At 52.7% G+C, this 23,416-nt stretch carries 19 protein-coding genes; 5 read left to right on the top strand and 14 right to left on the bottom strand.

The features are described from left to right. Complete coding sequence (locus AYK82_RS02660) at positions 1–1,152, top strand: DUF1513 domain-containing protein (RefSeq protein WP_068311059.1); 1,152 nt, start codon at positions 1–3, stop codon at positions 1,150–1,152. 68 nt (positions 1,153–1,220) lie between these two features. Here the strand turns inward: AYK82_RS02660 and AYK82_RS02655 are convergent, their stop codons facing one another. From AYK82_RS02655 to AYK82_RS02635, 5 genes are all read right to left on the bottom strand, one after another. Beyond that, positions 1,221–2,177, bottom strand: a complete 957-nt coding sequence (locus AYK82_RS02655; protein ID WP_068311058.1) for an ABC transporter permease — start codon at positions 2,175–2,177, stop codon at positions 1,221–1,223. Then, positions 2,167–3,696 carry a sugar ABC transporter ATP-binding protein gene (locus AYK82_RS02650; RefSeq protein ID WP_068311056.1) on the bottom strand — a complete coding sequence of 510 codons (1,530 nt, stop codon included), beginning with the start codon at positions 3,694–3,696 and terminating at the stop codon, positions 2,167–2,169. Before AYK82_RS02650 ends, AYK82_RS02655 begins: the two co-directional genes overlap by 11 nt. 3 nt (positions 3,697–3,699) lie before the next feature. Further along, positions 3,700–4,725 (bottom strand): ABC transporter permease, encoded by a 1,026-nt coding sequence (locus AYK82_RS02645; protein ID WP_068311054.1) that lies wholly within the window; start codon positions 4,723–4,725, stop codon positions 3,700–3,702. 80 nt (positions 4,726–4,805) lie between these two features. Then, positions 4,806–5,834 carry a sugar ABC transporter substrate-binding protein gene (locus AYK82_RS02640; protein ID WP_068311052.1) on the bottom strand — a complete coding sequence of 343 codons (1,029 nt, stop codon included), beginning with the start codon at positions 5,832–5,834 and terminating at the stop codon, positions 4,806–4,808. A 55-nt stretch (positions 5,835–5,889) separates the two neighbouring features. Further along, complete coding sequence (locus AYK82_RS02635) at positions 5,890–6,795, bottom strand: SMP-30/gluconolactonase/LRE family protein (protein WP_244265705.1); 906 nt, start codon at positions 6,793–6,795, stop codon at positions 5,890–5,892. Positions 6,796–6,965: 170 nt separating this feature from the next. Here AYK82_RS02635 and AYK82_RS02630 point away from each other — a divergent pair, with 170 nt between their 5' ends. Both AYK82_RS02630 and AYK82_RS02625 read left to right on the top strand, forming a co-directional pair. Then, positions 6,966–8,186, top strand: coding sequence for a GAF domain-containing sensor histidine kinase (locus AYK82_RS02630; RefSeq protein ID WP_068311048.1), 1,221 nt, complete (start codon positions 6,966–6,968; stop codon positions 8,184–8,186). Then, the gene (locus tag AYK82_RS02625) at positions 8,183–8,935 is read left to right on the top strand and encodes a response regulator transcription factor (protein ID WP_068311047.1); all 753 of its coding nucleotides are present in this window, start codon (positions 8,183–8,185) and stop codon (positions 8,933–8,935) included. Before AYK82_RS02630 ends, AYK82_RS02625 begins: the two co-directional genes overlap by 4 nt. Here the strand turns inward: AYK82_RS02625 and AYK82_RS02620 are convergent. From AYK82_RS02620 to AYK82_RS02610, 3 genes are all read right to left on the bottom strand, one after another. Then, positions 8,932–9,726 carry a heme ABC transporter ATP-binding protein gene (locus tag AYK82_RS02620; RefSeq protein ID WP_068311045.1) on the bottom strand — a complete coding sequence of 265 codons (795 nt, stop codon included), beginning with the start codon at positions 9,724–9,726 and terminating at the stop codon, positions 8,932–8,934. The two genes, AYK82_RS02625 and AYK82_RS02620, sit on opposite strands and share 4 nt — an antisense overlap. 9 nt (positions 9,727–9,735) lie before the next feature. Next, complete coding sequence (locus tag AYK82_RS02615; protein WP_068311043.1) at positions 9,736–10,830, bottom strand: FecCD family ABC transporter permease; 1,095 nt, start codon at positions 10,828–10,830, stop codon at positions 9,736–9,738. Positions 10,831–10,904: 74 nt separating this feature from the next. After that, positions 10,905–11,795 (bottom strand): heme/hemin ABC transporter substrate-binding protein, encoded by an 891-nt coding sequence (locus tag AYK82_RS02610; protein WP_068311041.1) that lies wholly within the window; start codon positions 11,793–11,795, stop codon positions 10,905–10,907. A gap of 219 nt (positions 11,796–12,014) precedes the next feature. Here AYK82_RS02610 and hmuQ point away from each other — a divergent pair, with 219 nt between their 5' ends. Then, positions 12,015–12,329, top strand: coding sequence for a heme-degrading protein HmuQ (gene hmuQ, locus AYK82_RS02605; protein ID WP_068311039.1), 315 nt, complete (start codon positions 12,015–12,017; stop codon positions 12,327–12,329). Positions 12,330–12,748: 419 nt separating this feature from the next. After that, the gene (locus AYK82_RS02600) at positions 12,749–14,878 is read left to right on the top strand and encodes a methyl-accepting chemotaxis protein (protein WP_068311037.1); all 2,130 of its coding nucleotides are present in this window, start codon (positions 12,749–12,751) and stop codon (positions 14,876–14,878) included. A gap of 86 nt (positions 14,879–14,964) precedes the next feature. On the opposite strand, the gene gyrB is transcribed toward AYK82_RS02600, so the two are convergent. The 6 genes from gyrB to AYK82_RS02570 all read right to left on the bottom strand — a co-directional run bounded on the left by gyrB (position 14,965) and on the right by AYK82_RS02570 (position 23,104). Beyond that, positions 14,965–17,418: a DNA topoisomerase (ATP-hydrolyzing) subunit B gene (gene gyrB, locus AYK82_RS02595; protein ID WP_068311035.1), complete on the bottom strand. Its 2,454-nt coding sequence runs from the start codon at positions 17,416–17,418 to the stop codon at positions 14,965–14,967. Between the two features lie 140 nt (positions 17,419–17,558). Next, complete coding sequence (locus AYK82_RS02590; RefSeq protein ID WP_068311324.1) at positions 17,559–18,170, bottom strand: LysE family translocator; 612 nt, start codon at positions 18,168–18,170, stop codon at positions 17,559–17,561. Between the two features lie 89 nt (positions 18,171–18,259). Continuing rightward, positions 18,260–19,405 carry a DNA replication/repair protein RecF gene (gene recF, locus AYK82_RS02585; RefSeq protein ID WP_068311033.1) on the bottom strand — a complete coding sequence of 382 codons (1,146 nt, stop codon included), beginning with the start codon at positions 19,403–19,405 and terminating at the stop codon, positions 18,260–18,262. 112 nt (positions 19,406–19,517) lie between these two features. Beyond that, positions 19,518–20,636: a DNA polymerase III subunit beta gene (dnaN, locus tag AYK82_RS02580; protein ID WP_068311032.1), complete on the bottom strand. Its 1,119-nt coding sequence runs from the start codon at positions 20,634–20,636 to the stop codon at positions 19,518–19,520. Positions 20,637–20,913: 277 nt separating this feature from the next. Then, positions 20,914–22,383 (bottom strand): chromosomal replication initiator protein DnaA, encoded by a 1,470-nt coding sequence (gene dnaA, locus AYK82_RS02575; RefSeq protein ID WP_068311030.1) that lies wholly within the window; start codon positions 22,381–22,383, stop codon positions 20,914–20,916. A 265-nt stretch (positions 22,384–22,648) separates the two neighbouring features. Continuing rightward, positions 22,649–23,104, bottom strand: a complete 456-nt coding sequence (locus tag AYK82_RS02570) for a rhodanese-like domain-containing protein (RefSeq protein ID WP_341860415.1) — start codon at positions 23,102–23,104, stop codon at positions 22,649–22,651. Positions 23,105–23,416 lie beyond the last annotated feature (312 nt).

The raw sequence follows: 23,416 nt of genomic DNA, 5'->3' as shown, positions 1-23,416 counted from the left end.
GTGCACGCACTTACGGTTAATCGACGGCAACTCCTGCGCGGGCTTGGTGCCAGCGCAGCTTCACTACTGACAGGGCACGCTTTTGGGGCAAACTCACTGTTAACCCTGCTAGAGGCCGGTGAAGAGGCGCCCTTGTTTGCCAGTGCGCGGCGTGAGGCGAACGGCAGCTACGCTTTGGTTGTCTTCACTGATAGCGGCGAGGAATTGCTGAAGTTTCCGCTACCCAACCGCGGGCACGCTGTCACTTGGCATCGCGGCCTTGGGCGAATGATCGCTTTTGCGCGTAGGCCGGATACTTTTGCGCTCATGGCGGATTTGCACCAAACAAGAGAGCCACAGCTGTTTCACGCGCCGCAGGGGCGACATTTTTACGGCCATGGTGTCTTTTCGCATAGCGGCCAACTGGTGTTTGCGCCGGAAAATGACTATGAGCAGGCGCGGGGCATGATTGGTATCTACGATGTCAGCGATGTCAGCGGCGCTTCCATTCGCCGTTTGGGCGAGTTCGAGAGCTTTGGCGTTGGCCCGCATGATATTTTGATGCTGCAAGACGGGCGCACCCTTGTTGTTGCCAATGGCGGTATTGAAACACACCCAGCCAAAGGCCGCGAGAAGCTGAATATCGGCCATATGAAACCCAACATCGCGTTGATTGATAGTGAAAGTGGTGCGCTGATTGCCCGTTATGAGCTGGAGAGTGAGCTACACAAACTATCACTACGGCATATGGGGCTGGATGGAAACGGGGATGTTTGGGTTGGTGGCCAGTTTCAGGGCCCAACAGCCGACTTGCCGCCTCTGGTTGCTCATTTGGGTCGAGACAGCGGCCTGACCCTGTTAGAAATGCCCGAGGACGTCGCCACCGGCCTGCAAAACTATGTAGGCAGCGTGGTCAGCAATCGCAGCGGTGATGTGATCGCCACGTCTTGCCCTCGCGGAGGCAAAGTTCTTTTCTGGGATGTGGCATCGAAGAGCTATCTTGGCCATAATGATGTTGTTGATGGCTGCGGCCTTGCGCCGATTGATGCGGATAGCTTTCTGATTTCAGATGGCACCGGGGCGCTGCGCATTTCCGAGGGCGCGCAGAGCTATGCCGAGGTATTAGCAATCGCCACTGGCAACAGCTGGGACAATCACATGCAGGCGCTGTAGATCGCGCCTTACAAAAAAAGCGGCCGGCCCCTGTGCCTGAGCCGACCGCTTGTTACAGAGTAGGTGGCCTACACCGCTTTCGCGTTTGCCCACTCTGTCAGGGAGAGCGATACGACGATAATCGCGCCTTTAACCATGAGTTGCGCCTCAATCGGCACATCGAGAATGTTGAAACCGTTGTTCAAGACCCCAAGGAACAACACGCCCATAACTGTGCGAAGAATTGAGCCTTTGCCACCCATCATGCTGGTGCCACCCAAAACGACAGCGGCAATAACGTCCAGTTCTGTTCCGAACTCGCCAAACGTTGCCGAAGCGGTGTGAACCTGAGATGCCTGAATTATGCCTGCCAAGGCGGCACCCATGCCGCAGATCGCATAGGTTGCCATTTTGATGCGACGGGTTGCACGGCCGGAGAGGAAAGCTGCGCGCTCATTGTCGCCAACATTGGAGACCAGCAGGCCAAAAACGGTTTTGCGCTGAACAAAAACCAAAATGGCGGTGACCAGCACAAAGAGCCAGACAGAGAGCGGCACCCCTGCAATGAAGCCGTTTCCGATAAACTCAAAGCCGGGTTGGTTTTGAATTTGGTGGAGGTCTGGCCCACCTGCCAGCAAAGCGCTGCCGCGAATAATCGACAGGCTACCGAGCGATACGATCATGGCGGGTAGGCCAATATAGGCGACAAGGTAGCCGGTGAAGCACCCAGTACACGCGCCAGCGAGAATACCAACGGTGATCGCCAGCGGCAGCGGAAATCCGGCAAGCAGCATGAAGTAGGAGATCAGCCCCGACATGGCGAGCACGGTGCCCACGGAGAGATCAATACCTCCTGTCATAATGACAAAGGTCATGCAGACAGCCATGATGCCGGTAATGGAGATCTGATGAATAATTGCCAACAGGTTTGAAGGCGTGACAAAGACAGGATCAAACGCAGTAAATAGCATAACGATCACGGCGATTGCACCTGGAAGGGCGTAGACTGGCAGGAGTGCCTTTATGTCGATTTGGTTAGTTTGCATGTCGCTCCTCCCATTCGCCGCTAACGCGGGCGAGAAGTTCATCCTGCTGAATATTGTCGGCATCATGGGTGGAGGTGAGGCGTCCGCGCACCATAACGGCAACGCGATCTGCGATTGTCATCACCTCTTCCATATCCGATGACACCACGAGAACGGCCGTGCCCTGATCGCGCATTTGGCGAAGGATGGCGTAGATTTCCGCTTTTGCGCCCACATCCACACCAACTGTCGGCTCGTCCAGAATAAGAACGCGCGGTTTGGTTTCCAGCCATTTGCCAAGCAGAACTTTTTGCTGGTTGCCGCCTGATAGCCGGCCCACTTTCTTGCCCGGTTCACGCGGAACAATATTCAGGTCTTCCATTTGCCGGTTCCAAACCGCATTAAACGATTTGTTGTCCAGTAACCCCATACGTGAGATGCCACCCAAGGAAGCAAGGGGCAAATTCTCCGCAATGGAGTGATCCAGGGCAAGGCCATCAATGTGTCTATCTTCCGGGACCAGCGCAATACCTGCATCAATGGCAGCTTTAGGAGATGAGAAGGCAACTTCCTTACCTTCCAGCACCATTTTGCCGCTATCAAACTTGTCCGAACCGAAAACGCAATGCAGCAGTTCTGTCCGTTTTGCGCCGATAAGGCCGGTAAGGCAGAGGATCTCGCCACTATGGACATCCAGTGAGACATCATCGAAGACATTGGTTTTACCGGTGCCTTGCAAGGAGAGACGGACTTCTCCATTGCCACGGGGAAAGCGTTCCTGCGCTCCTGCGGCACGCGAGGCCGCGCCAAGGCTATCGCCTACCATGCGATCAACCAGTTCTGGCCGGTTTGTTTCCGCAGTCGGGCCAACCCAGACGATCTTGCCATCACGCATGACGGTGAGCTTGTCGCAAACCTCAAAGACTTCATCCAACACGTGCGAGATGTAAACCAAGCCGACCCCGCGGCCTTTAAGCATTGCGATGGTTTGCTGCAGCTTGGTAACTTCAGTATGTGCCAGCCAAGCTGTTGGCTCATCCATCAGAATGACTTGCGCATTCAAAGCAAGTGCTTTCAGGATCTCCAGCTCTTTTTGCTTCACTGTCGCCAGATTGCTCACCAGCTCATCCAGCGGCAAAAAGATGCCATAGGATTCCATCAGCTGCTCTGCTTCGCGGCGCTGCCGTGCCTTATCGATGAAGCCGAAGCGGTTTTTAGGGGCGCGACCGAGGTAGATGTTGTCGAGAACGGTCATCGTCGCGACGAGGTTTGAGTGCTGGTAGATACAGGCGATGCCTGCATCCAGCATTGCCAGAGGATCTCCGGTGATGGCACTTTTGCCGCAAATCTCCACCGTGCCGCTTGTAGGTGCGTGTGCGCCGGTGAGGATTTTGATAAGGGTCGACTTGCCTGCACCATTGCTGCCGCAAAGGCCATGGACTTCGCCCGCGCGCACGGCAAAATCGGCTGCATGCAAGGCGGTAAAGCGACCAAATGTTTTGGTGAGGCTACGCCCTTCCAACAGAATTTCTGCGCTCATGGCTTATACCCCGCTTTGCAGCGCGCGGGCCCGGCGAGCGCGCGTTTTAGACATATAGAGATCGTAGGTGACCGCCCCGACCAAAATTGCACCGGAAAGGATCTGCTGAACGAACTGGGAAACCCCCATCAAAGTTAGGCCGATAAGGATGATGCCAAGCAAGAAGGCACCAACAACAGGGCCAATCGAATTGCCAAGACCACCTTGCAGACTGATGCCACCAATAACGGCTGCGGCAATCGCGGTAAGCTCCATACCGTTACCCAGTGCTTCTGTTGCCGTTGTCAAACGGGCAACCAGAATGATTGCGGCAAGACCAGCACAGAACCCGGAGATTGCGTAGGCGGAGATAATGGTGCGCTTGGTGTTTATTCCAGCCAAGCGGGCGGCTTCCGGATTACCGCCGGTGATTTTGAAATTTTTACCGAAGTTGGTGTGACTCAACATGACTTGCGAGGTGACCATGACGGCGATCAAGATAAGGAAGGACAACGGAATCCACGGCAGGTTCACCACTTGATCCAAACCGGTTGCGCCGCCGATATCATAGTATTCTTCAATGCCGGTGATCCAAGGATCGCGGATTGGCTTTGTGGCCAGTTCTGGAAACAGTTGGCGGCCAGAGATAGCGTATACGAGCCCGCGATAGGCTGCCATGCTGGCTAGCGTTGCAACAAATGGCTGCAAGCGGCAATAAACAATGAGTGCACCATTAACTGCGCCGGCGGCAAGGGCAACGCACAGAGCAAGTGGCATGGCGAGATAGCCCGGCACTTCCCAAATCATCACCAGATCAAAAATGATCATCGCGCCCAGCGCAACAATCGAGCCAATGCTCAAATCTATACCACGCACCATAATCGGGTAGGACTGGCCAATGGCAAGAATTGCGATAAACGCATAGCCTGAGAGCAGATTCTCAACATTAGACGCCGTATTGAAATGGGGCGCATAAAAGCAAAAGAACACGGAGAGCACGACGAAAAACGCGAGCAGCTCCAAATTGGGTATTCGGCGCAAAAGTGACATTGTTTTTTCCATCTGGCGATAGATTTTAGGCGCTGTGGGCCCAACTTGGACGAAGGCCCACAGCGCAGCGGGGGAGAGGCTTACCAGCGCTGTGCAGGCTGGATTGAGCTAACGTTTTCCGCAGTTGCAATGGTATATGGCATCAGGAGTTTACCCTGTTGCTCAAACGACTTAGCGGACACACCACCAGACGCAAGCACAGATGCTACAGAGCCGGCAAAACGGCCTTGCTGATACACGTCAGTGTACTGTGTACCTGTCAGCTCGCCGTTTTCGATGGATTCCAGAGCTGCGCGCTCACCGTCGTTGCCGAAGATCACCATCTTGTCGAGGATGCCTTTTTGCTTGGCAACGTCCACTGCGCCAAGTGCCATGGAATCGTTGATGCCATAAACACCGGTGATATCAGGTTGTGCGGTCAGGATATTGAACAGAACGTCCTGAGCTTTTTTACGCGACCAATCGGCAACCTGATCAGCAGCAATTTCGATGTTCGGATGATGCTCCTTCATTCCGTCAATAAAGCCGTTGGTACGCTGATCGCGAATGATGATGCCTGGAGGTGCGTTCAGGATCGCAACCTTACCTTTGCCACCCATGCGGTTACCCATTTCCTTGGCGATGTCCATCGCGCCGAAATAGTGGTTCATTTCAACGTGCGCGGCATGCTCTTCCGCTGCATCAATGTTCAAGGTAATGACAGAGATACCGCGACGGCGTGCCTTCTTGATGGACGGCCCAAGCGCCACGCTATCAATCGGCTGCAGGAAGATGACATTAGCACCCTCATTGATGAGGGTATCCATAAGGCTAACCTGCACTTCAACCTTATTCTGGCCATCAAGCAGCTGGTAATCAATGTTGTTCTGTGTATCCAGAACTTCCTTAATGCCGTTGCTCCATGCAGCTGGCACTGTGTGTGGCTGCCACTGGATGAAGGCCATTTTGTAACGGCCATCAGCCGCACGCGCAACGCCCTGCTGGCCAAGCCCTGCAACTGGCATGGAAGGAGATACAAGGCCTGCACCAAGCGCAGCAGAGCCAAGAGCAACACCTTTCAAAAAACTACGACGCTGGCTATCGCCAAGTACTTCTTTTTTATCGGACATTCTTTTCTCCCAGTTTTCAGAGCCACACTCCCCCCGGTGGCTCTTTTAAAAGAGTTTAAAACTCGTGACCGCTAACAGCCACATAAACCGCATAAAGGGAAGTAGATGCGGTGATAAACAGGCGGTTCCTTTTGGGGCCGCCAAAACAGAGATTTGCTACGGTTTCAGGCAACTCGATGTAACCTTCGAGTGTGCCCTCGGCGCTATAGGTTTCAACCCCGCGTGCGGAGGAAATCCAGAGATTGCCCATCACATCCACGCGCAAGCCATCGGGCACACCATGCTCAATTTCTGCAAAAACACGCTTGTTTTGCAGTTCACCAGAGGTGTCTGTCGCATCAAAGGCAAAGAGATGATGATAGCCATCGGAGAAATGCGAGCGAGAGGAATCGGCCACATACAAGGTTTTGCCGTTGGGCGCGAAGGCCAAGCCGTTCGGCATTTTCAGGCTGGTAACTTTTGCTTCGACTGCACCGGTTTGCGGGTCGATGCGATACACATAGCAACCATCTTGCTCGGGTGTGCAGCGGCGCCCCTCATAGTCGCTCATGATGCCGTAGGTCGGATCGGTGAACCAAACAGCACCATCTGGCCCAACGATGACATCATTCGGAGAGTTCAATGGCTTTCCAGCGTGTGCATCAGCCAGTGTTGTCTGGTCGCCATTCGCTTCGGTTCGCACCACGGAGCGTGTCAGGTGACAGCAAGAGATCAACCGTCCTTGCGCGTCCCTTGTGTTACCGTTTCTATTGTTAGAGGCATGAGTGTATACACGAGGGCCCAAATCGGGGACCCACTGCCAAAGGCGATTGTTTGGAATATCAGACCATATAACGTAATCGCCTTGCGGGAAATACACCGGCCCTTCGGCCCACAACATCCCGGATTGCAAAGTCTCAACCGCCGCGCCCGGAAGAACCAGTTTTCGATAGTTTTCTGTATAAGCTATTGTTTTTGCGATGGGCACGCGAACAACTCCCCACATGCATGCTTTTTAGGTTGTCTCAAGCTAGCTTGAAACATCTGGTTGCAAAATGTGGAATGGCCCATACCTCCTGCGGTATCCCGCAGGACTTTTGCGCGCATTTGCCTATGATGGCTGCATGAAACCCACGACTACTAGTAGTTCTAATGAGTAACGCGCAAGACACCACTGGAATGACCGCATCTCTGTTTTTTAACATCGTTCGTGCGATTGCCGGACGGGTTGGTTTTCAATCTGTTATTTCTGCCGTGTCTAGCGAGATCCAACGGATTTTGCCGCATGATCACTTTGACGCCGTTATTCTGGATGGAGACCAGACCCGACTGGTGGCTTACGAAAGCGGTCTGCACACGGATTGGGGCGGCGTTAACAAGCTGGTCTCCACCAGCCCGATTCGCAGTTTGCTACGTGGGGAAGTGGACTATCTCATCACTGATAACGCTCAGGAGGACCCGCGGTTTCTTGTCGAGGGGATGTTTAACGAGCCGATCTTCTCTGCGGATCTCAAGGGGCGCATTCATGTGCCGTTGCGCGTGGCTGGGGAAATGATTGGCGCATTGTCGCTTTCCAATAAAATCGCGGGCACCTATCAGCAGGTTGATATTGAAAACGCCATATTGGTTGCCGATATCATCGGCCCCTATTTCTATGCACTGCGCCAATCTGATCTTGTGCGCAGAGCAGAATTGGCGCGGGAGAAAGAGAAGGCGCGGCTGGAAGGCTTGCGTACCGGCGCCCGCTATCTTACCGAGGAGCTGGAGAGGGCAAGAGCACAGATTGGCATGGATTTGCATGATCAAACGCTAGCCGATCTCTCACGCCTTTCTCGAAGTTTAGCAGATGCGGATGTGCTGAAGGGAAAACGGCTGGAGCAGGTGCGCCGCGATATCCAGCATTGCCTCACCGAGCTGCGGATTATCATCGACGATGCCAAGCCCACATTTCTTGAGCTATTTGGTTTGCCTGAAGCTGTCAGCTTTCAACTAGACAGGGCGCGGGCCATGGTGCCGGGGGTGTTCCATTGCGATGTTCGCGATGAAACCGAGGGCAAAACCGACGAATTACCCCTGACAATTCGGCTGACCATCTACCGCGTGCTGCAAGAGGCCATTAACAATGCCTTGAAGCATTCCGGTGGGGATATCATCTGCATCTCCTTTGAAAACAAGAGTGGGCGGCTGCGTGTGAGTGTGCGCGATAATGGCGCCGGGCTTGAGGAGGACAGCGAGTTTAGCCAAGGGGGCATGCATAATATGCGCACGCGTGCGGCGCTCATTGGAGCCGAATTTGATGTTAAGCGCTGCCCACGCCTTGGCGGCACGTTGATTGCACTCGAAGTACAAATGAAAGAAGCAGGTGCACAATGAGCACACATTGCGAAATTGAAACCCTGTTGATCGTTGAGGACGACGCTCTGCACCGCGAATTCCTGCGAAAAACCCTGCAAGAGAGCGACTTACAAATCGGGCAGATTCTAGAGGCATCTGACGGAGAGCAGGGCACGCGCCTTAGTCAGGATTACCGGCCGGACGCGGCGATTCTTGACTTGCAGGTGCCGAAGAAAACCGGCGTTGATATCGCCAAGACAATTTGGAACCGTCGGGCGCATACACCGATTATGTTCTGGTCAAATTATTCTGATGAAGCCTATGTGCGCGGGATTACACGGGTTGCGCCTCCCAAAGCGAATTATGGTTACTTGCTAAAAACAACGGCAAAGGACCGTTTAGAGCGCGCGATCATTGGCATTTTCCGCGATGGGCAGAACATCATCGACCGCGAAATAAGCGGGATAAAGCAACGCAGCGAGAACAAGTTCTCCGCATTGTCCGATAAGGAATATGAAATCCTCGTGGACATTGCCCTTGGTCTGACTGATGGGGGAATTGCGGCACGGCGCGGCATCTCCGTGCGCAGTGTGCAGGCGCGCTTGCAAAATCTCTATGCCAAACTGGGGATCTGCGAGGTGCCAAAGCTAAAGGATGGTGTTGGCGCTTATAACCGGCGCAATCGCGCTGTGGCGGTGGCCCTTATGAGCCGCCAACTGAACGGCAAGACGCTAGAGATGGCGGAAAAGGAACTTCACCACCATCTAAACCTAGAGGACGACACTTAGGCAAGCAGGCGGGCGCTTGCCCCTGCCTTTTGTGCGATGAGGCTATCGCTCAATTTATAGACGGACTTTAACAGCTGCGGCATGTCCAGCTCCTCCGGCTTGCCACAGGCTGCGATTGTGCCATTTTCCAGCAGCAATAGCTGATCGGCGAAAGTGTAGGCCATATCCAGTTCATGCAGAACAGCGATAACGCATCCTCCTGCCTTGGCATAGCCTCGCGCCATTTCCATCAGATCGAATTGATACTTCAAATCTAACCCTGCCGTGGGCTCATCAAGAAACAGCAGGGATGGGCCCGCATCGCTTACAGGGTACCATACCTGACACAGCACGCGGGCCAACTGAACACGCTGCTTCTCCCCCCCTGAGAGCTGCTGATACAGCCTGTTGGCATATTGCAGCAAACCAACTTTTGCCAATGCCTGTTCTATCATTTGCTGCGGAGGCAATGGCGCAGCTTCCTGCGAGGGCAGGTGCTGGGCATTTGCTGTTGCTCCCAAGGCGATGACTTCGGTAACGGTAAAGGGAAAGGACAGGTTGTTCGACTGCGCCAGTACCGCCCGACGGGCCGCCAAATCACGCGCAGACAAAGAGGCTAGGTGACGCCCCTCCAGCTCGATCTTGCCAGCAGTTGGCTTCAATTCACCAGTAAGGCATCCCAGCAGCGAGGACTTGCCAGCGCCATTGGGGCCGATAATCACCGATATCTCGCCGGGCCTGAAACACGCGGTAATGCCCCGCAGGACCTGCGCTTTACCACGGGAGTAACCAAGGTTGTCTGTGCTCAGCATCTTCGCCTCCTAGAACTGCATTTGTCGGCGACGTGAGAGCAGGATACTCAAAAACACTGGAGCTCCGATAATCGCAGTAATGATGCCGATCGGCAGCTCCGCAGGCGCAACAATTGTCCGTGCGATCATATCTGAAAGAACAAGCAAGAACGCACCGCCAATCGCGGAAGCAGGCAAAAGAACGCGATGATCCGGCCCAATGATTTGCCGCAAAACATGAGGTACGATGATGCTAGCGAAGCCTATGATACCCGCCGTTGCAACCGCTCCGCCAACACCTGCTGCGGTTAGTAGTATTATCGCGCGCTTGGTTTTCTGCGTGTCGATGCCCATGTGGTATGCTTCAGCTTCCCCGAGCAGCAGCGCATTTAACCCTCTTGAAAGCAAAGGCATTGCCAAAAGCATCAAGAGGCAAAGCGGAGCGAGAATGACAATCCGTTCCCATGTTGCCCCGCCAAGACTGCCCATTGTCCAAAATGTAAAATCACGCAGCTGATCGTCATTGCTGTTAAACACCACAACTCCGGTAAATGCCCCGGCAATTGCGGAGAAGGCAATGCCTGCAAGCAGCATGGTTGCAACGTTGGTCTGCCCCCCTTGCGTGGCAGCGCGATAGAGCAACAAGGTAGCTGATGCAGCACCAAGGAAAGCGGCAAGCGGTAGCAAGGCAGCTCCAGCGGTATCCATCAACCAAATCGGCAGGAAGGACGACAAGGTAATCGCCGTAACCGCAGCGAGCGCTGCGCCATTTGCCACTCCAATAATACCCGGATCAGCAAGCGGATTGCGAAATAGGCCCTGCATCATCACACCAGCCACCGCCAAAGTACTGCCAACCAATATGGCCAATAGCACGCGTGGTAACCGAATTTTCACCAGCACCAACTCTTGCAGGCTTGTTAGGTGAGCATCTGGACCGCCGATTTGCTCTAAGCCCCAAGCAAGAACTTTTGGGGCGTCAAGATCGCTTGCACCGATTGTGAGTGAATAACAGGTAGCAACAAACAGAGAAACGAGACCGAGCGGTAGCGTTAAAGCTTGGGCTTGCTGGCGGAACGTACGCTTTACCTTGAGGGGAATGGCGCTTGTTTGGCTGAGCGTCATCACTACACCTTCTTCAGTTCATCAAAAAAAGGCAGAAGCGCCAAAACCAGAACAGTTTTGACACCCATTGCATTTTACTTATGGAATTCTGCGGCGAGATCGTTAATCGCGGCGGGTGTTCGCGGCCCGAACCCGAGCAAGTAAGCTGCGCCCATAACAACAACGCGTTTGTTTTGACCTGCCGGAGATGCTGCAATCGGCTCGTAACCGAGAATTTGATCTTTGGATTTATGCGCGAGGTGCGCCATCATGACAATGATATCGGGCTTCGCCTCAAGAACAGCTTCTTTACTGACCGGCTTATAGCCTTCGAATTGCTGCATCGGGTTTATGCCACCAGCGTAGCCTATCATAGCGTCTGCTGCAGTTCCGCGACCCGACACGGTGAGCCGTCCATTGCTGAGTGTGAGCGCGAATAGAACACGAGGTTTTTTATCGTGTGCATTCGCTTTCTCAATGGCAGCTTCCATCTGCGCGGATACTGTCTTGATAAGCTTTTCTGCTTTTTCTTCACGGTGCAGTTTTTTTGCAATTCTTTCAATTTTGCTTGTAATGGCTGCAAGATCAAAGCCTTCTTCAAAGGCGATCATCTCAACGCCTGAAGCTTTTAAGAGATCCATAGCAGGCGAAGGGCCCGCGCCTTCACGTAGGAGATAGAGATCTGCATTTGTCGCCAGAACGCCCTCGGCATTAAGCGAACGAAAATAACCAAGATTGGGGAGATCTTTGACACTGGCAGGGAAGGTGCTGGTGCTATCGACCGCGACAATTTTTTCGCCATCCCCCAGCGCATGTACAATTTCTGTCAGTGTAGAGCCAATCGTAGTGATACGCTCCGGGACGTCATGCGCTGCAACACCCGATACCGGGAGATTCAGCATAACCGAGCTAACAAAGCCGACAGCAAGCGCCTTCTTCGCTTTGGAGAGATAACTCGCGTAGTTTCTTTTCAAATCGATTTGCATAGAAGAATCCCTATTGGAAAGGGGAGCTTCATGGCTTTTGGCTAGTGCTCCGCACAACTTGCGCGTTGATGCGCTTGACAATTAGTTGACTTCTTAACTCATGTTTTTGTAGAAGGTCAAGATACGTAAATGTTTTAACGTAGCAAGCCAGCTTACCGCCAGCGATCACCCGACTATGTGCAATCTGCTCCTTGCTGGGAGCCAACAATAGGTTTGAATATGTATATCGCCATGAATCGCTTCCGTGTCGTACACGGGCATGAGGAAGAGTTTGAAACTATCTGGAAAAACCGCGAGCGCCGTCTCTCCGAGATGCCGGGTTTTGTAGAGTTCAAGATGTTGCGCGGTTCTAAAGAAGAGGCGCACTCTAACTACGCTTCGCATACTCTATGGGAGAGCTTTGCAGCGTTTGAAGCATGGACTCAATCTGAGCAATTTTTGGCTGCGCACAAAAACGCAGGCAAAAACAAGCACATCTATGCTGGTGGCCCCCATTTTGAAGGCTATGAAGTGTTTATGCACGAAAAAGCCTAGTTAAACAGTGCCACGCATAAACCGTGTGTGGCACTACCCATCGGATAGAATTACCCACAATATTTCCGCATAATACAACCGAGAATTGATTTTAGTAAAATTCTATTTTTTTTGTATATTGCAGTTGTACTTCACCAAATATTTCATATCAAACAGTGTTTAATTCCAATTTTTGTCACCTTTTTTGGAATGTCTGCTTATGCACTTCGTTTGCCCGTTATTGTTCTACAACTACCTTCTAATAAGCATCATACTTATAGACAGCATTGTCGCATGAAGAAACGAAATTACTTTATATCATCTTATTCTTTAGATGTATTAACTATATTAGATAACTTCACTTACTAATAAAAACCCTTTCAAATCAAGATAAGATAATACATTATACGACTACTACAGAAATTAATTGGGTCGTAGAGATGACGATTTCCCTTAGTAACATTAAAATATCAGTAAAACTACCCATTATCACGGTGGTTCTTATTGGTGTTACTGCGCTTGGCATTGGATTTGCCGCGTACCAGAGCGCTTCGAACACAGCGCACGACTATGCTGAGACCTACCTAAGGACCCTTGCAAAGTCCAAAGTTCAAGAATTGAATATGTACTATGACGGCATTGCAGATGATCTTCTAAAGATGTCATCTGATCGCTCAATTAGTGACGCTTTGGTTGGCTTTAACAGCCTTTGGAAAGAAGTTGCGGACACGAACGCCAAGCGCTCCGAGGTGATTAAAAACTATCTCAAGAATGGCGGAGAAAACGCACAGTCCGGGGTTAAGGGCTATGCGTATGTGCATGAGCAATTTGATGATTGGTTTCAAGAAGTGCGAGAGGCAAGTGGCTACTACGATATCTTCTTGATCAACAAAGCGGGCGACGTTGTTTACTCCGCAACGAAGGAAAGCGATTTTGCGACAAATCTGATTTCTGGCCCATGGAAGAGTAGCGGTCTTGCCAAGGCCTTTTCCATGGCAATGGACGATGGCACCCATAAGGTTCAGCTCGTCGACTTTGAAGCTTACGCACCGAGCAATGGAGAGCCCGCCAGCTTTATTGCAACACCAATTATTCGCTATGGCGATACAATGGGTGTGCTTGCCCTACAGATGCCTGCTGGAAAAATCTCCAAGTTGCTCTCCGAAAATATTGGACTCAGCGAACTTGGTGATACTGTGCTGTTTGGCAGTGACGGCCTGCTGCGCAGTGACAGCAGGCTGACAAGAGAGAACGATATCCTTAAGTCGCGCATTCCTCAGGAATATCTTGAAAATCGTAACCAGAAGATAGGCCTTGTGGCAGCAGTCGACCCACGCAGTGGTATTGATATGCGCGCTTCAGTTGTTCCGTTCCAGCATAGCGGGCTATCACTTTATGTCGCTGCCTTTGAATCCTTTGAGGTTTCTGAAGCGCCTGTTGTCGCCATGCGCAACGACATTTTACGTACAGCCTCCATTCTTCTTTTAGTCGCGATTGTCATTGCAGCGCTCGCGGCGCGGTCGGTTGCAAGGCCGATCTCCAACCTGACGCGCAATATGAATGCACTGGCTGATGGCGATCTGGAGATCGACAATACTGCCGCAAAGCGCGGCGATGAGTTGGGCGACATGGGGCGCGCTGTAGAGGTATTCCGACAGAATGCTTTAGAACGCGAGCAACTTACTGCTGAAAAGGAAAAGCAAGACGAAGTAGAGCGTCAACGCCAACAAAAGCTGCAAGAGCTGATCGAGGAATTCCAAACCACAAGTGGGGTTGCGCTTAGCAATGTTGCCGAGCGGATGACACAACTCAATGAAACAGCAACGCAAATGCTTGGTGAGACAGAGAAAGCGCAGCTGAACGCCAGCGAAGCTGCCAGCGCCTCTGAACAGACCTCTGCCGGTGTACAAAGCATCGCCTCGGCGACTGAGGAAATGTCTATGTCAATCATGGAGATTTCTCGCCAAGTTAACGAAGCCAGCAAAGTTTCGGAGGAAGCAGAGCAAAAGACTGTCGCCGCTGACACCCAGATATCTGGTCTTGCCGATGCAGCTGACGCTGTAGGCGGCGTGGTCACGCTCATTCAGGAAATCGCCGAACAAACCAACCTACTTGCGCTAAATGCCACCATTGAGGCGGCGCGAGCGGGCGAGGCAGGTCGCGGCTTCGCGGTTGTGGCTACCGAGGTGAAGGATCTGGCTACGCAAACAAGCAATGCAACTGAGGAGATCTCCAAAAAGATCAACCAAATGCAGGGTTCCACAGCGGAAGCTGTGAAGATTATCGAGCAGATCTCCGCTTTGGTCCAGCAAGTGAACTCTGTCACCATTGGCATCGCCGGAGCTATTGAGCAGCAAGGAGTTGCCACCTCGGAAATTTCAACAAATGTGAATGAGGCTGCGACTAGCACTGAACAAGTGGCACAGAACATCAGCTCGTTAAACACAGTTGCAACCGAGGTGAATAGCGCGGCGAGCATCGTGGACACAGTGGCTGCTGATGTAGATAAGGAAGCAAAGGAACTGGGCCGCGTGCTGGGTGACTTCCTAGGCGCTGCTTCACGCGTCTAAACCCGCAAGCCTGCTTTAGAAACGACAAAACCCGGAGGCAATAACCTCCGGGTTTTTTGTGATTTCTGCGCTATTAAATAACCTGATTAAATGTCCAGATTGGCCACGCTGAGTGCATTGGTTTGTATGAAGTCGCGGCGTGGCTCCACCTCATCTCCCATCAACTTGGTGAAGATGTCATCGGCTGCATCTGCCTCTTTGATCTTTACCTGCAACAGCGAGCGGACATTCGGATCCAGAGTGGTTTCCCAGAGCTGCTCCGGGTTCATCTCACCCAGTCCTTTGTAGCGCTGCATGGAGATTCCCTTGCGGCCCTGCGCGTAAATTGCCTCGAGTAAAGCACGCGGCCCACGAATCTCCGTGGATTTGTCTTTGCGGCTCAAGGTCGCGGCTTTTTTGTAGACTTCATCAAGGTAGGCGAAGTGCGCGCTCAAACGACGAGCATCAGCAGAGCCGAGCAGTGCTGCATCGATGGTGGTTTCTTCTCGAACCGAACGCACGATACGGTGGAAGACGAGATCACCATTTTCGGAAGCCTCACCTTGCCAACCGCGTTCAAACTCATCTGCAAGAATGTCAAGGCGACGAGCGATGTAATCTGCCGCCTCTTGCGCCTTGGCCCGATCATTCAAAATTTCAGGGTTTAGCGCACCTGCAATCGCCGCTTGCTCAACCACATCACGGTCATAGCGGGCATGCAGGCCATCAAGCACACTGGAGACCTCGCGGGCTTCATCAATAACCGAGCGAAGATCGGCACCAAGACGAACTTCACCCTCCGCCAACGTTAGGCTGGTTTCATCAAGGCCTGCATTAATCAGGTATTCTTCGAGCGCAGCTTCGTCTTTCAAATACTGCTCGGACTGCCCGCGCTTCACTTTATAAAGTGGAGGCTGCGCAATATAGACATAGCCGTTTTCGATAAGCTCTGGCATCTGGCGGAACAAGAACGTAAGCAGCAGGGTGCGAATGTGCGCTCCATCAACGTCCGCATCGGTCATGATGATGATTTTGTGGTAACGCAGTTTTTCGATATCAAACTCTTCGCGGCCAATACCGGTACCGAGCGCCGTAATCAGCGTGCCAATCTCCTGCGAAGAGATCATCTTATCAAAGCGCGCACGCTCCACATTGAGGATCTTACCACGCAGCGGCAAAACTGCCATGTTGCTGCGATCACGCCCCTGTTTGGCTGAGCCACCCGCGGAATCACCCTCCACGATGAACAGTTCGGCTTTAGAAGCGTCGCGCTCCTGACAATCTGCTAGTTTGCCCGGCAGAGACGCCACATCAAGCGCACCTTTGCGGCGGGTAAGCTCACGGGCTTTACGAGCTGCTTCGCGGGCACTGGCTGCTTCGACGATTTTTGAGACAATGGATTTTGCCGGAGCCGGGTTTTCTTCCAGCCACTCTGCCAAAGCCTGCCCAACAAGGTTTTCAACCACGGGGCGAACCTCGGAGGAGACCAGTTTGTCTTTCGTCTGCGAGGAGAACTTTGGATCTGGCACCTTAACCGAAAGCACACAGGATAAGCCCTCACGGCAATCTTCGCCGGTCGGGTTTACTTTTTCACGCTTCAGCAAACCGGAACTATCAGCATAGCCAGTAAGCTGGCGGGTCAGCGCTGCGCGGAAACCGGCTAGGTGTGTGCCGCCATCGCGCTGCGGGATGTTGTTGGTGAAGCAGAGAACCTGTTCGTGATAGCTGTTGTTCCACCACATAGCCACTTCAACGGTGATACCGTCTTTTTCCGCGGTCATGGTGAGTGGCTCTTCGATAAGCGGGTGTTTGGCGCGATCGAGATAGCGGACGAAAGCCTCCAGCCCGCCCTCATAGAAAAGCTCGACCTGCTGCTTCTCTACACCGCGATCATCAGTCAGTATGATACGCACGCCAGAGTTCAGGAACGCGAGCTCGCGCAGGCGGTGCTCCAGCGTTTCATAATTGAATTCAGTCTTGGTGAACGTCTCTGGCGAGGGTGTGAAGGTCACCTCTGTGCCACTGCGCCCGGGCGCATCGCCCACTGTTTCCAGCGGAGCGGCGCTTTCCCCGTGGTGGAAGCGAATGAAGTGCTCTTTATCATTGCGGTAGATGCGCAGATCCAGCGTGGTGGAAAGCGCGTTTACAACAGAAACCCCAACGCCGTGCAAACCACCTGAAACTTTATAGGAGTTGTTGTCGAATTTACCGCCAGCATGCAGCTGGGTCATGATGACTTCGGCAGCGGAGATCCCTTCTTCCGAATGCAAATCAACGGGGATACCGCGGCCATTGTCGGTTACAGTAACCGAGCCATCGGCATTCAACGTTACGGTGACATGATCTGCGTGGCCGGCTAGGGCTTCGTCAATGGCGTTATCAACCACCTCGTAGACCATGTGATGGAGGCCAGAGCCATCATCTGTGTCACCGATATACATGCCCGGACGCTTGCGCACAGCATCCAGACCTTTCAAGACCTTGATGCTATCTGCGCCGTAGCCGTTCTCGGCTGCGCCGTTTGCTGCATTTTCGTTTTCAGGGGTCGCGTTTTCGCTCATTCGAATCACTTTGCCTGTGGGTTATCTAGCGGATAATCTGTTATAAGCTCTTGGCGGAAAACCACAAGAATTCAGCTGGTTGCAAACGCAATCCCAGCGAGAAATCCGTAGAAAAACCCTACTCCGGCTCAAGGGCTTGCCTATTTTGTCACGATTGCTGCTGCTGCGCCAATCATTGCGAGGCTTACACCCTTGTTTAGACGGCGAACTGCCTTGCCGGATGTCATGAGCGAACGTGCTCTTGCCGCCAGTGCCGCATAGCCGAAAACGACGACCAAAAGCACGCCTGCGATAATGCCCAGCAACTCACCATAGGCGAGCAAGCTAACCTGTTCCACGGAAATCAGGTTTGGCATCAAAGCCATATAGAACATGATCGGCTTCGGATTGGAAATTGTAACGGTGAAACCGGAGGTAAACGCGGCCCAAAACTTGGTTTCCATTGATCGAGGTTGTTCGCTAACAAACCCGCCCGAGCGCCACAAATTCCATGCAAGGTAGACCAAGTATAGCGCACCAACAATTTTCAGCACAAAAAAGGCGAAGGCAAATGTTTTTGCAATAGCGGCCACTCCCAGCACTGCGAGAGTAAACAGCACACTGTCACCGCAGATCATACCAAGGCCAAAAGAGAGCCCATTGCGCATGCCATAGCCCAAAACGTAGGAAACAAGGGCAGCAATGCCGGGGCCAGGCGTGATGGCGGCGGCAAACAACGTGCCCGCAAAAACAAGGAGGCTTGCGCTATCCACTTTTTGGCTCCGATTCAAACGTGAGGGAAACACTTGCCCTCTTCCCTAACAGGGGCAGGCTGCTCGGTCAAACCCGTCGAAGCAGGGTTTTATCCAGAGCTTCGGTTCGTAACACTCACCGAACCCTCATGTACCGTGAAGAACTGGGCCTCCGGTGGCAAGGCTTCAAAAAGGGAGGTGTCGGTTCCTGTCATGAAAACTTGTCCGCCCAGCTCTTGCAGCCGTGTGAACAGAGCTGCCCGGCGATCCGGATCAAGATGCGCGGCAACCTCGTCCAGCAACAACACAGGTGCCATGCCTGACACTGCCCCGGTGAGCTCTGCGTGGGCCAGAACAAGGCCAATCAACAGGGCTTTTTGTTCACCTGTGGAGGCATAGGCCGCAGGCAGCTCCTTATCAGCGTGCAAAACACTGAGATCAGAACGGTGCGGGCCCGTTAACGTGCGTCCTGCTGCACGGTCGATCAACCGATTGTCGCGCAATTGTGCTTTGAACCTGTCTTCGAGATCCGCTGCGGCAACGCCATGAACCAGCTCTTCAAACGGGCCTTGCAGTGAAATCAAAGAGGCGGGAAAGGCCGCTTCGGAGACAGCGTGTCGGGCCAAAGTATCAACCAGCAGCGTTACTGTTTCATTGCGAGCGAGGGCAACAGCCGTTCCAAGATCTGCTACCTGTGCTTCAACGGCATCAAGATAGGCATTGCTTCCCCCTTCCACCAAGAGACGGTTGCGCTGGCGCAGTGCCTTTTCGTAGTCACCGACTATCCGGCCATGAGCAGGATTGATGGAAAGTACAAGTCTATCTAAGAATTTTCGCCTGTCGGAAGCAGAGCCCGTGAACAGGCAATCCATAGCTGGCACCAACCAGAGCACTCGCAAATGATCAAGCAAGGCGTCGGATGAGCGCGCCTCTTCACCATCAATGCGCAAGCGACGGCCTGTATCGCCAGCGGTAAGGCCGGTGCCCAACTTGGTTTCACCATAAGGTCCATCAAGAAGAGCGCTAATCGCCCAGCCGCCGGAACCGCCGATGCGGCCAATATCAGCGAGAATAGCGCGGCGAAAACCACGACCAGCTGATAATAACGACAAGGCTTCTAGGATATTTGTTTTACCCGCGCCATTATGGCCGGTAAGTGCGATACAATCGCTATCCAGCTCCAGCTTTGCGTTGGTGTAATTGCGAAAATCACTGAGAACAAGACGCGTTAGCGCCACACGGGCTCGCTCTGTCATCGCCTCTTGCTCCGTTGTATACCGATGCGATCTGCAGTAAGCTTAGGCCAAAGCAGCGCTACGAGGTGTTTTCTCTAAAGCGCTGCGCTGGCTAAGTCGCAGACGTTGGCTTTTAGACGCGCATTGGCATCAGAACATAAAGGACGTCGGCATCGCCATCATCGCGGATCAATGTGGGGGAACCAGAGTCCGCCAGACAAAAAAGCGCTGTATCTTTCTTGAGCTGGCCAGCAATATCTAGCAGGTATTTGGAGTTAAAGCCGATGTCCATCGCATCTGCCTCATATTCCACCATGACCTCTTCTGTTGCACTACCGGAATCTGGATTGGTGACAGTAAGGATCATCTTGCCTTCACTGATGGAAAGCTTGACCGCTCTTCCCCGTTCGGAGGAAATTGTTGAGACGCGATCAACAGATTCTTTGAAGACATCACGATCAACCCGCAATTCTTTTTCGTTATTCTTTGGAATAACGCGGCCGTAATCGGGAAAAGTTCCGTCTATAAGTTTGGAGGTGAGAACAACCGGACCGATAACAAATCGTATTTTTGTTTCGGAAATCTCAACGTTGATCTCTGCCTCAGGATCTTCCAATAGCTTTTGTATTTCACCCACAGTTTTGCGCGGAATGATTATACCCGGCATGCCTTCAGAGCCGTGCGGTGCCTCAAACTCTGCCTGAGCAAGGCGGTGGCCATCTGTTGCAACAGCTCGGAACTTCAAGCCGGCATCTGTCTCTACCGTGTGTACGTAGATCCCGTTGAGATAGTAGCGGGTTTCTTCAGTTGAAATCGCAAACTGCGTGCTGTCGATCAGCTTGCGGATTGCAGCTGCGGAGATTGTGAAATTATGGGAAAACTCACCAGCCGTTAAATCCGGGAAGTCGGCAACTGGCAGCATTTGTAGGGCGAAACGCGAGCGACCAGCGCGAATTTCCAATGTGCTGTCATTGCCGGAGGTTTCCAGCACAACTTGCGCACCGTCTGGCAACTTCCGCACGATCTCATAGATCATATGGGCTGGGACGGTTGTGGCGCCGGGGACTTCCACCATTGCTGCAATGGTTTCCACCACTTCCAGATCAAGGTCGGTCGCCTTCAGCTTTAGACTTCCACCCTCGGCATCAAGCATAACATTCGAGAGGATCGGAATTGTATTCCGTCGCTCGACCACACGATGGACGTGGGTTAGGGACTTTAGAAGTTCGCTCCGCTCAAGTGTGACTTTCATGCGAAAGGCCCGTCATAGCTGCGCGGTTCGATGCACAAACCGCAAAGTGTTAATAAGTTGTTGCGTTGGATCGTTCAAAGTGCCCTCAACCACTCAAAAAGGCAAGGGCTGACCCAATTTCTAGCAGCGCAAACCCCAACAAATGGCATCGCTGCTGATTGAAAGGCAGCTGCGTATGAAAAAAATTGGGGCAGCAGGCATTTTGCCAGCAGCCCCGTTATTTTTTTCGCCCTCAAGCGCATTAGCAATATCGCTCACGGCGCTTGAAGGATGATGCTTAAGCGTCAAGCATGCGCTTCAAAAGCTCCAGCTCCTGCGCCAAACCATTATCCGCTTTGGACAGCTCTTCGATTTTACGTACTGCATGTAGCACTGTCGTATGGTCACGATTACCAAACCGGCGACCGATTTCCGGTAGTGAGCGCGGCGTCATCATTTTGGCGAGATACATAGCGATCTGGCGCGGACGCACGATTGTGCGTGTGCGACGTGCGGAGAGGAGGTCAGCACGGCTTACGTTGTAGTGCTTTGAGACAACACGCTGGATATCTTCAATTTTCACGCGGCGCGGCTCGGCGGCACGAATAAGATCGCGAAGGGTGACCTCTGCCATTTCAAGAGTTACCGGGGAATTCGTCAGCTGATTGTGAGCCACAAGGCGGTTTAGGGCTCCTTCAAGATCTCGGCCAGACGAAGTAACATTGCGTGCAATGTAATCCAAAACGGAATCTGGGACTTGGAAATTCGGGTAGGAACGCTGCTGGGTGCGCATGCGGTCATCAAGAATGGCACGGCGTAGGTTAAAATCAGGCTCAGAGATATTGACCACCAAACCTCCGGCGAGGCGCGAACGCACTCGGTCATCCAAGCTTTCCAGATCGGCAGGTGCGCGATCAGCTGCCACAACAACCTGACGCGCTCCGTCGATTAGAGCATTTAAAGTATGACAGAACTCTTGTTGGACCTGCTTGCCATGCAAGAATTGCATGTCGTCGATCAAGAGTATATCGATCGAGCGCAATGTTTCCTTGAACGCCATTGCAGATTGCGCCTGCAGTGCAGCGACGAACCGATACATAAAGTGTTCTGCTGTGAGATAGAGCACACGTCGGCCAGCGGCACGCGCCTGATTGGCAACCGCTTGCATCAAGTGCGTTTTACCAAGCCCAACATTTGCATGCAGGTATAGCGGATTGAAGGTGACAACACCGCCGCCAGCAACCTGTTTTGCCGCGGCCAAGGCCAACACGTTAGACTCGCCCTCGACGAAGGTGTCAAAGGTGTATTTTGGATCAAGTGCAGCACCTTCCAAGACATCTTTAGAGGAGCCCAGGTCTCCCCGGCTTGGGCGCATGCTTGCAGCGCCGGCTGCTGCATTGGTGCGCAAACCGATCGGATCACTCACCTGAATTGGACGCATATCCGTTGTTTTTCCAGCCACAGTCTGCTGCGTCGCTTGCTTAGGTGCGGCAGGGCGTGGACGCACTGCTCCGCGCACGGTAAGCTCGATCCGGTGAATGTCTTCACACTCGTTCTTCCACAGCCCCATCAGGCGCTCGGAGTAGTGGGATTGAATCCACTGCTTCAGAAAACGGGTGGGAACGGAAAGGCGAATGGTGCCGTTGTTGTGTTCTTCTAGATCAACACGGGCGAACCAGCTGGTAAAAACATCTTCACCCAGCTCGGCGCGTAAACGTTTTTTTACGCGGTCCCACTGCTCTGGCCCGAGAGCTTCCTGAACGTGCATAATCGCCTCCTAAATACATATGGGCATTCCGCCACAGACGCCCATTTTTCTATACCAGCACGAGCCCTTGGCCTTGCTGGAGAATTGCTGCCTTTGAGCCGCAGAACGACCCATACTATTTCTTGGCAAATTGCCATTTTTTGGAGCTGCACTGAAACTTGCGCAGCCAACGCACCAATCATTGGTGCAGCTTGTTTCTTGGAAGAAGCCTTGTCGGCTCAGTCACGTCGAAAACGCCATGGCTCTTCCATAAATCTTTAGAGTGCTAACTTTGTCTCCAAGGAAAGCCCGAAGTCTTCCAACCGGAGATCCCGCCCCGATGCCCCACCTCATCCAATGGCCCTTCAAAGCCTTCTTGAATGTTAAAACAGGACTGATAGCCATGAGCGGTCATCGCAACTGCAGCATTTCGGCTGCGTGCGCCAGACCGGCACAAAAAGTAGATTGGCGTGCGCTCGTCAAGACCTTTTTGCGCTAGCAACGAAGAAAGTTGCTCAGCAAAACCTTCATTGAGCAGGGAAGAGGGAAACTGCTGCCATTCGATAAGAATGGTTTGCTTATCGAAGACCGACAGGTCTGGCACGCCAACGAAAGTCCACTCCGCCTCTGTGCGTACATCCACCAGCACCGCCTTGTCATCTGCGCCAAGTGCCGCATACGCAACTTCAACGCTGACATCTCCTGCATAGGTTTGCACCACTGCATCCATCTCTATTTGCACGCCCCGTACTATCACCTAGGCCTTGCCTAGTGTTTCTTTTTTGGTGCCTTCGAATCCTGCCAAGAAGACAAATGAAAGCAAGCATCGACATTGCGCTTACAAGTCGATCTTAGCGATCCTATTGCATTCACGTAGGAATTTCGAAATCACTACATCAGGATTAAAGAGTTACTTCTTCTGAAAGCCCGAGAGTTTTTTAAGCATACACAGCAGGTTTTTGGGCTGCAAGCGAGTATGGTTAATAGAAGGTAAGCAGATCATAAATTACCCTAAGTCAGTTCCTAATGCAGTTGGCTGGCTTTTCCGCCAACG

Origin of the sequence: Polycladidibacter hongkongensis (assembly GCF_001561995.1) — a bacterium.
Taxonomy (GTDB): Bacteria; Pseudomonadota; Alphaproteobacteria; order Rhizobiales; family Stappiaceae; genus Pseudovibrio; species Pseudovibrio hongkongensis.
Note: the sequence above shows the minus strand (reverse complement) of the source record. Positions and strands in the feature narration are given on the sequence as shown.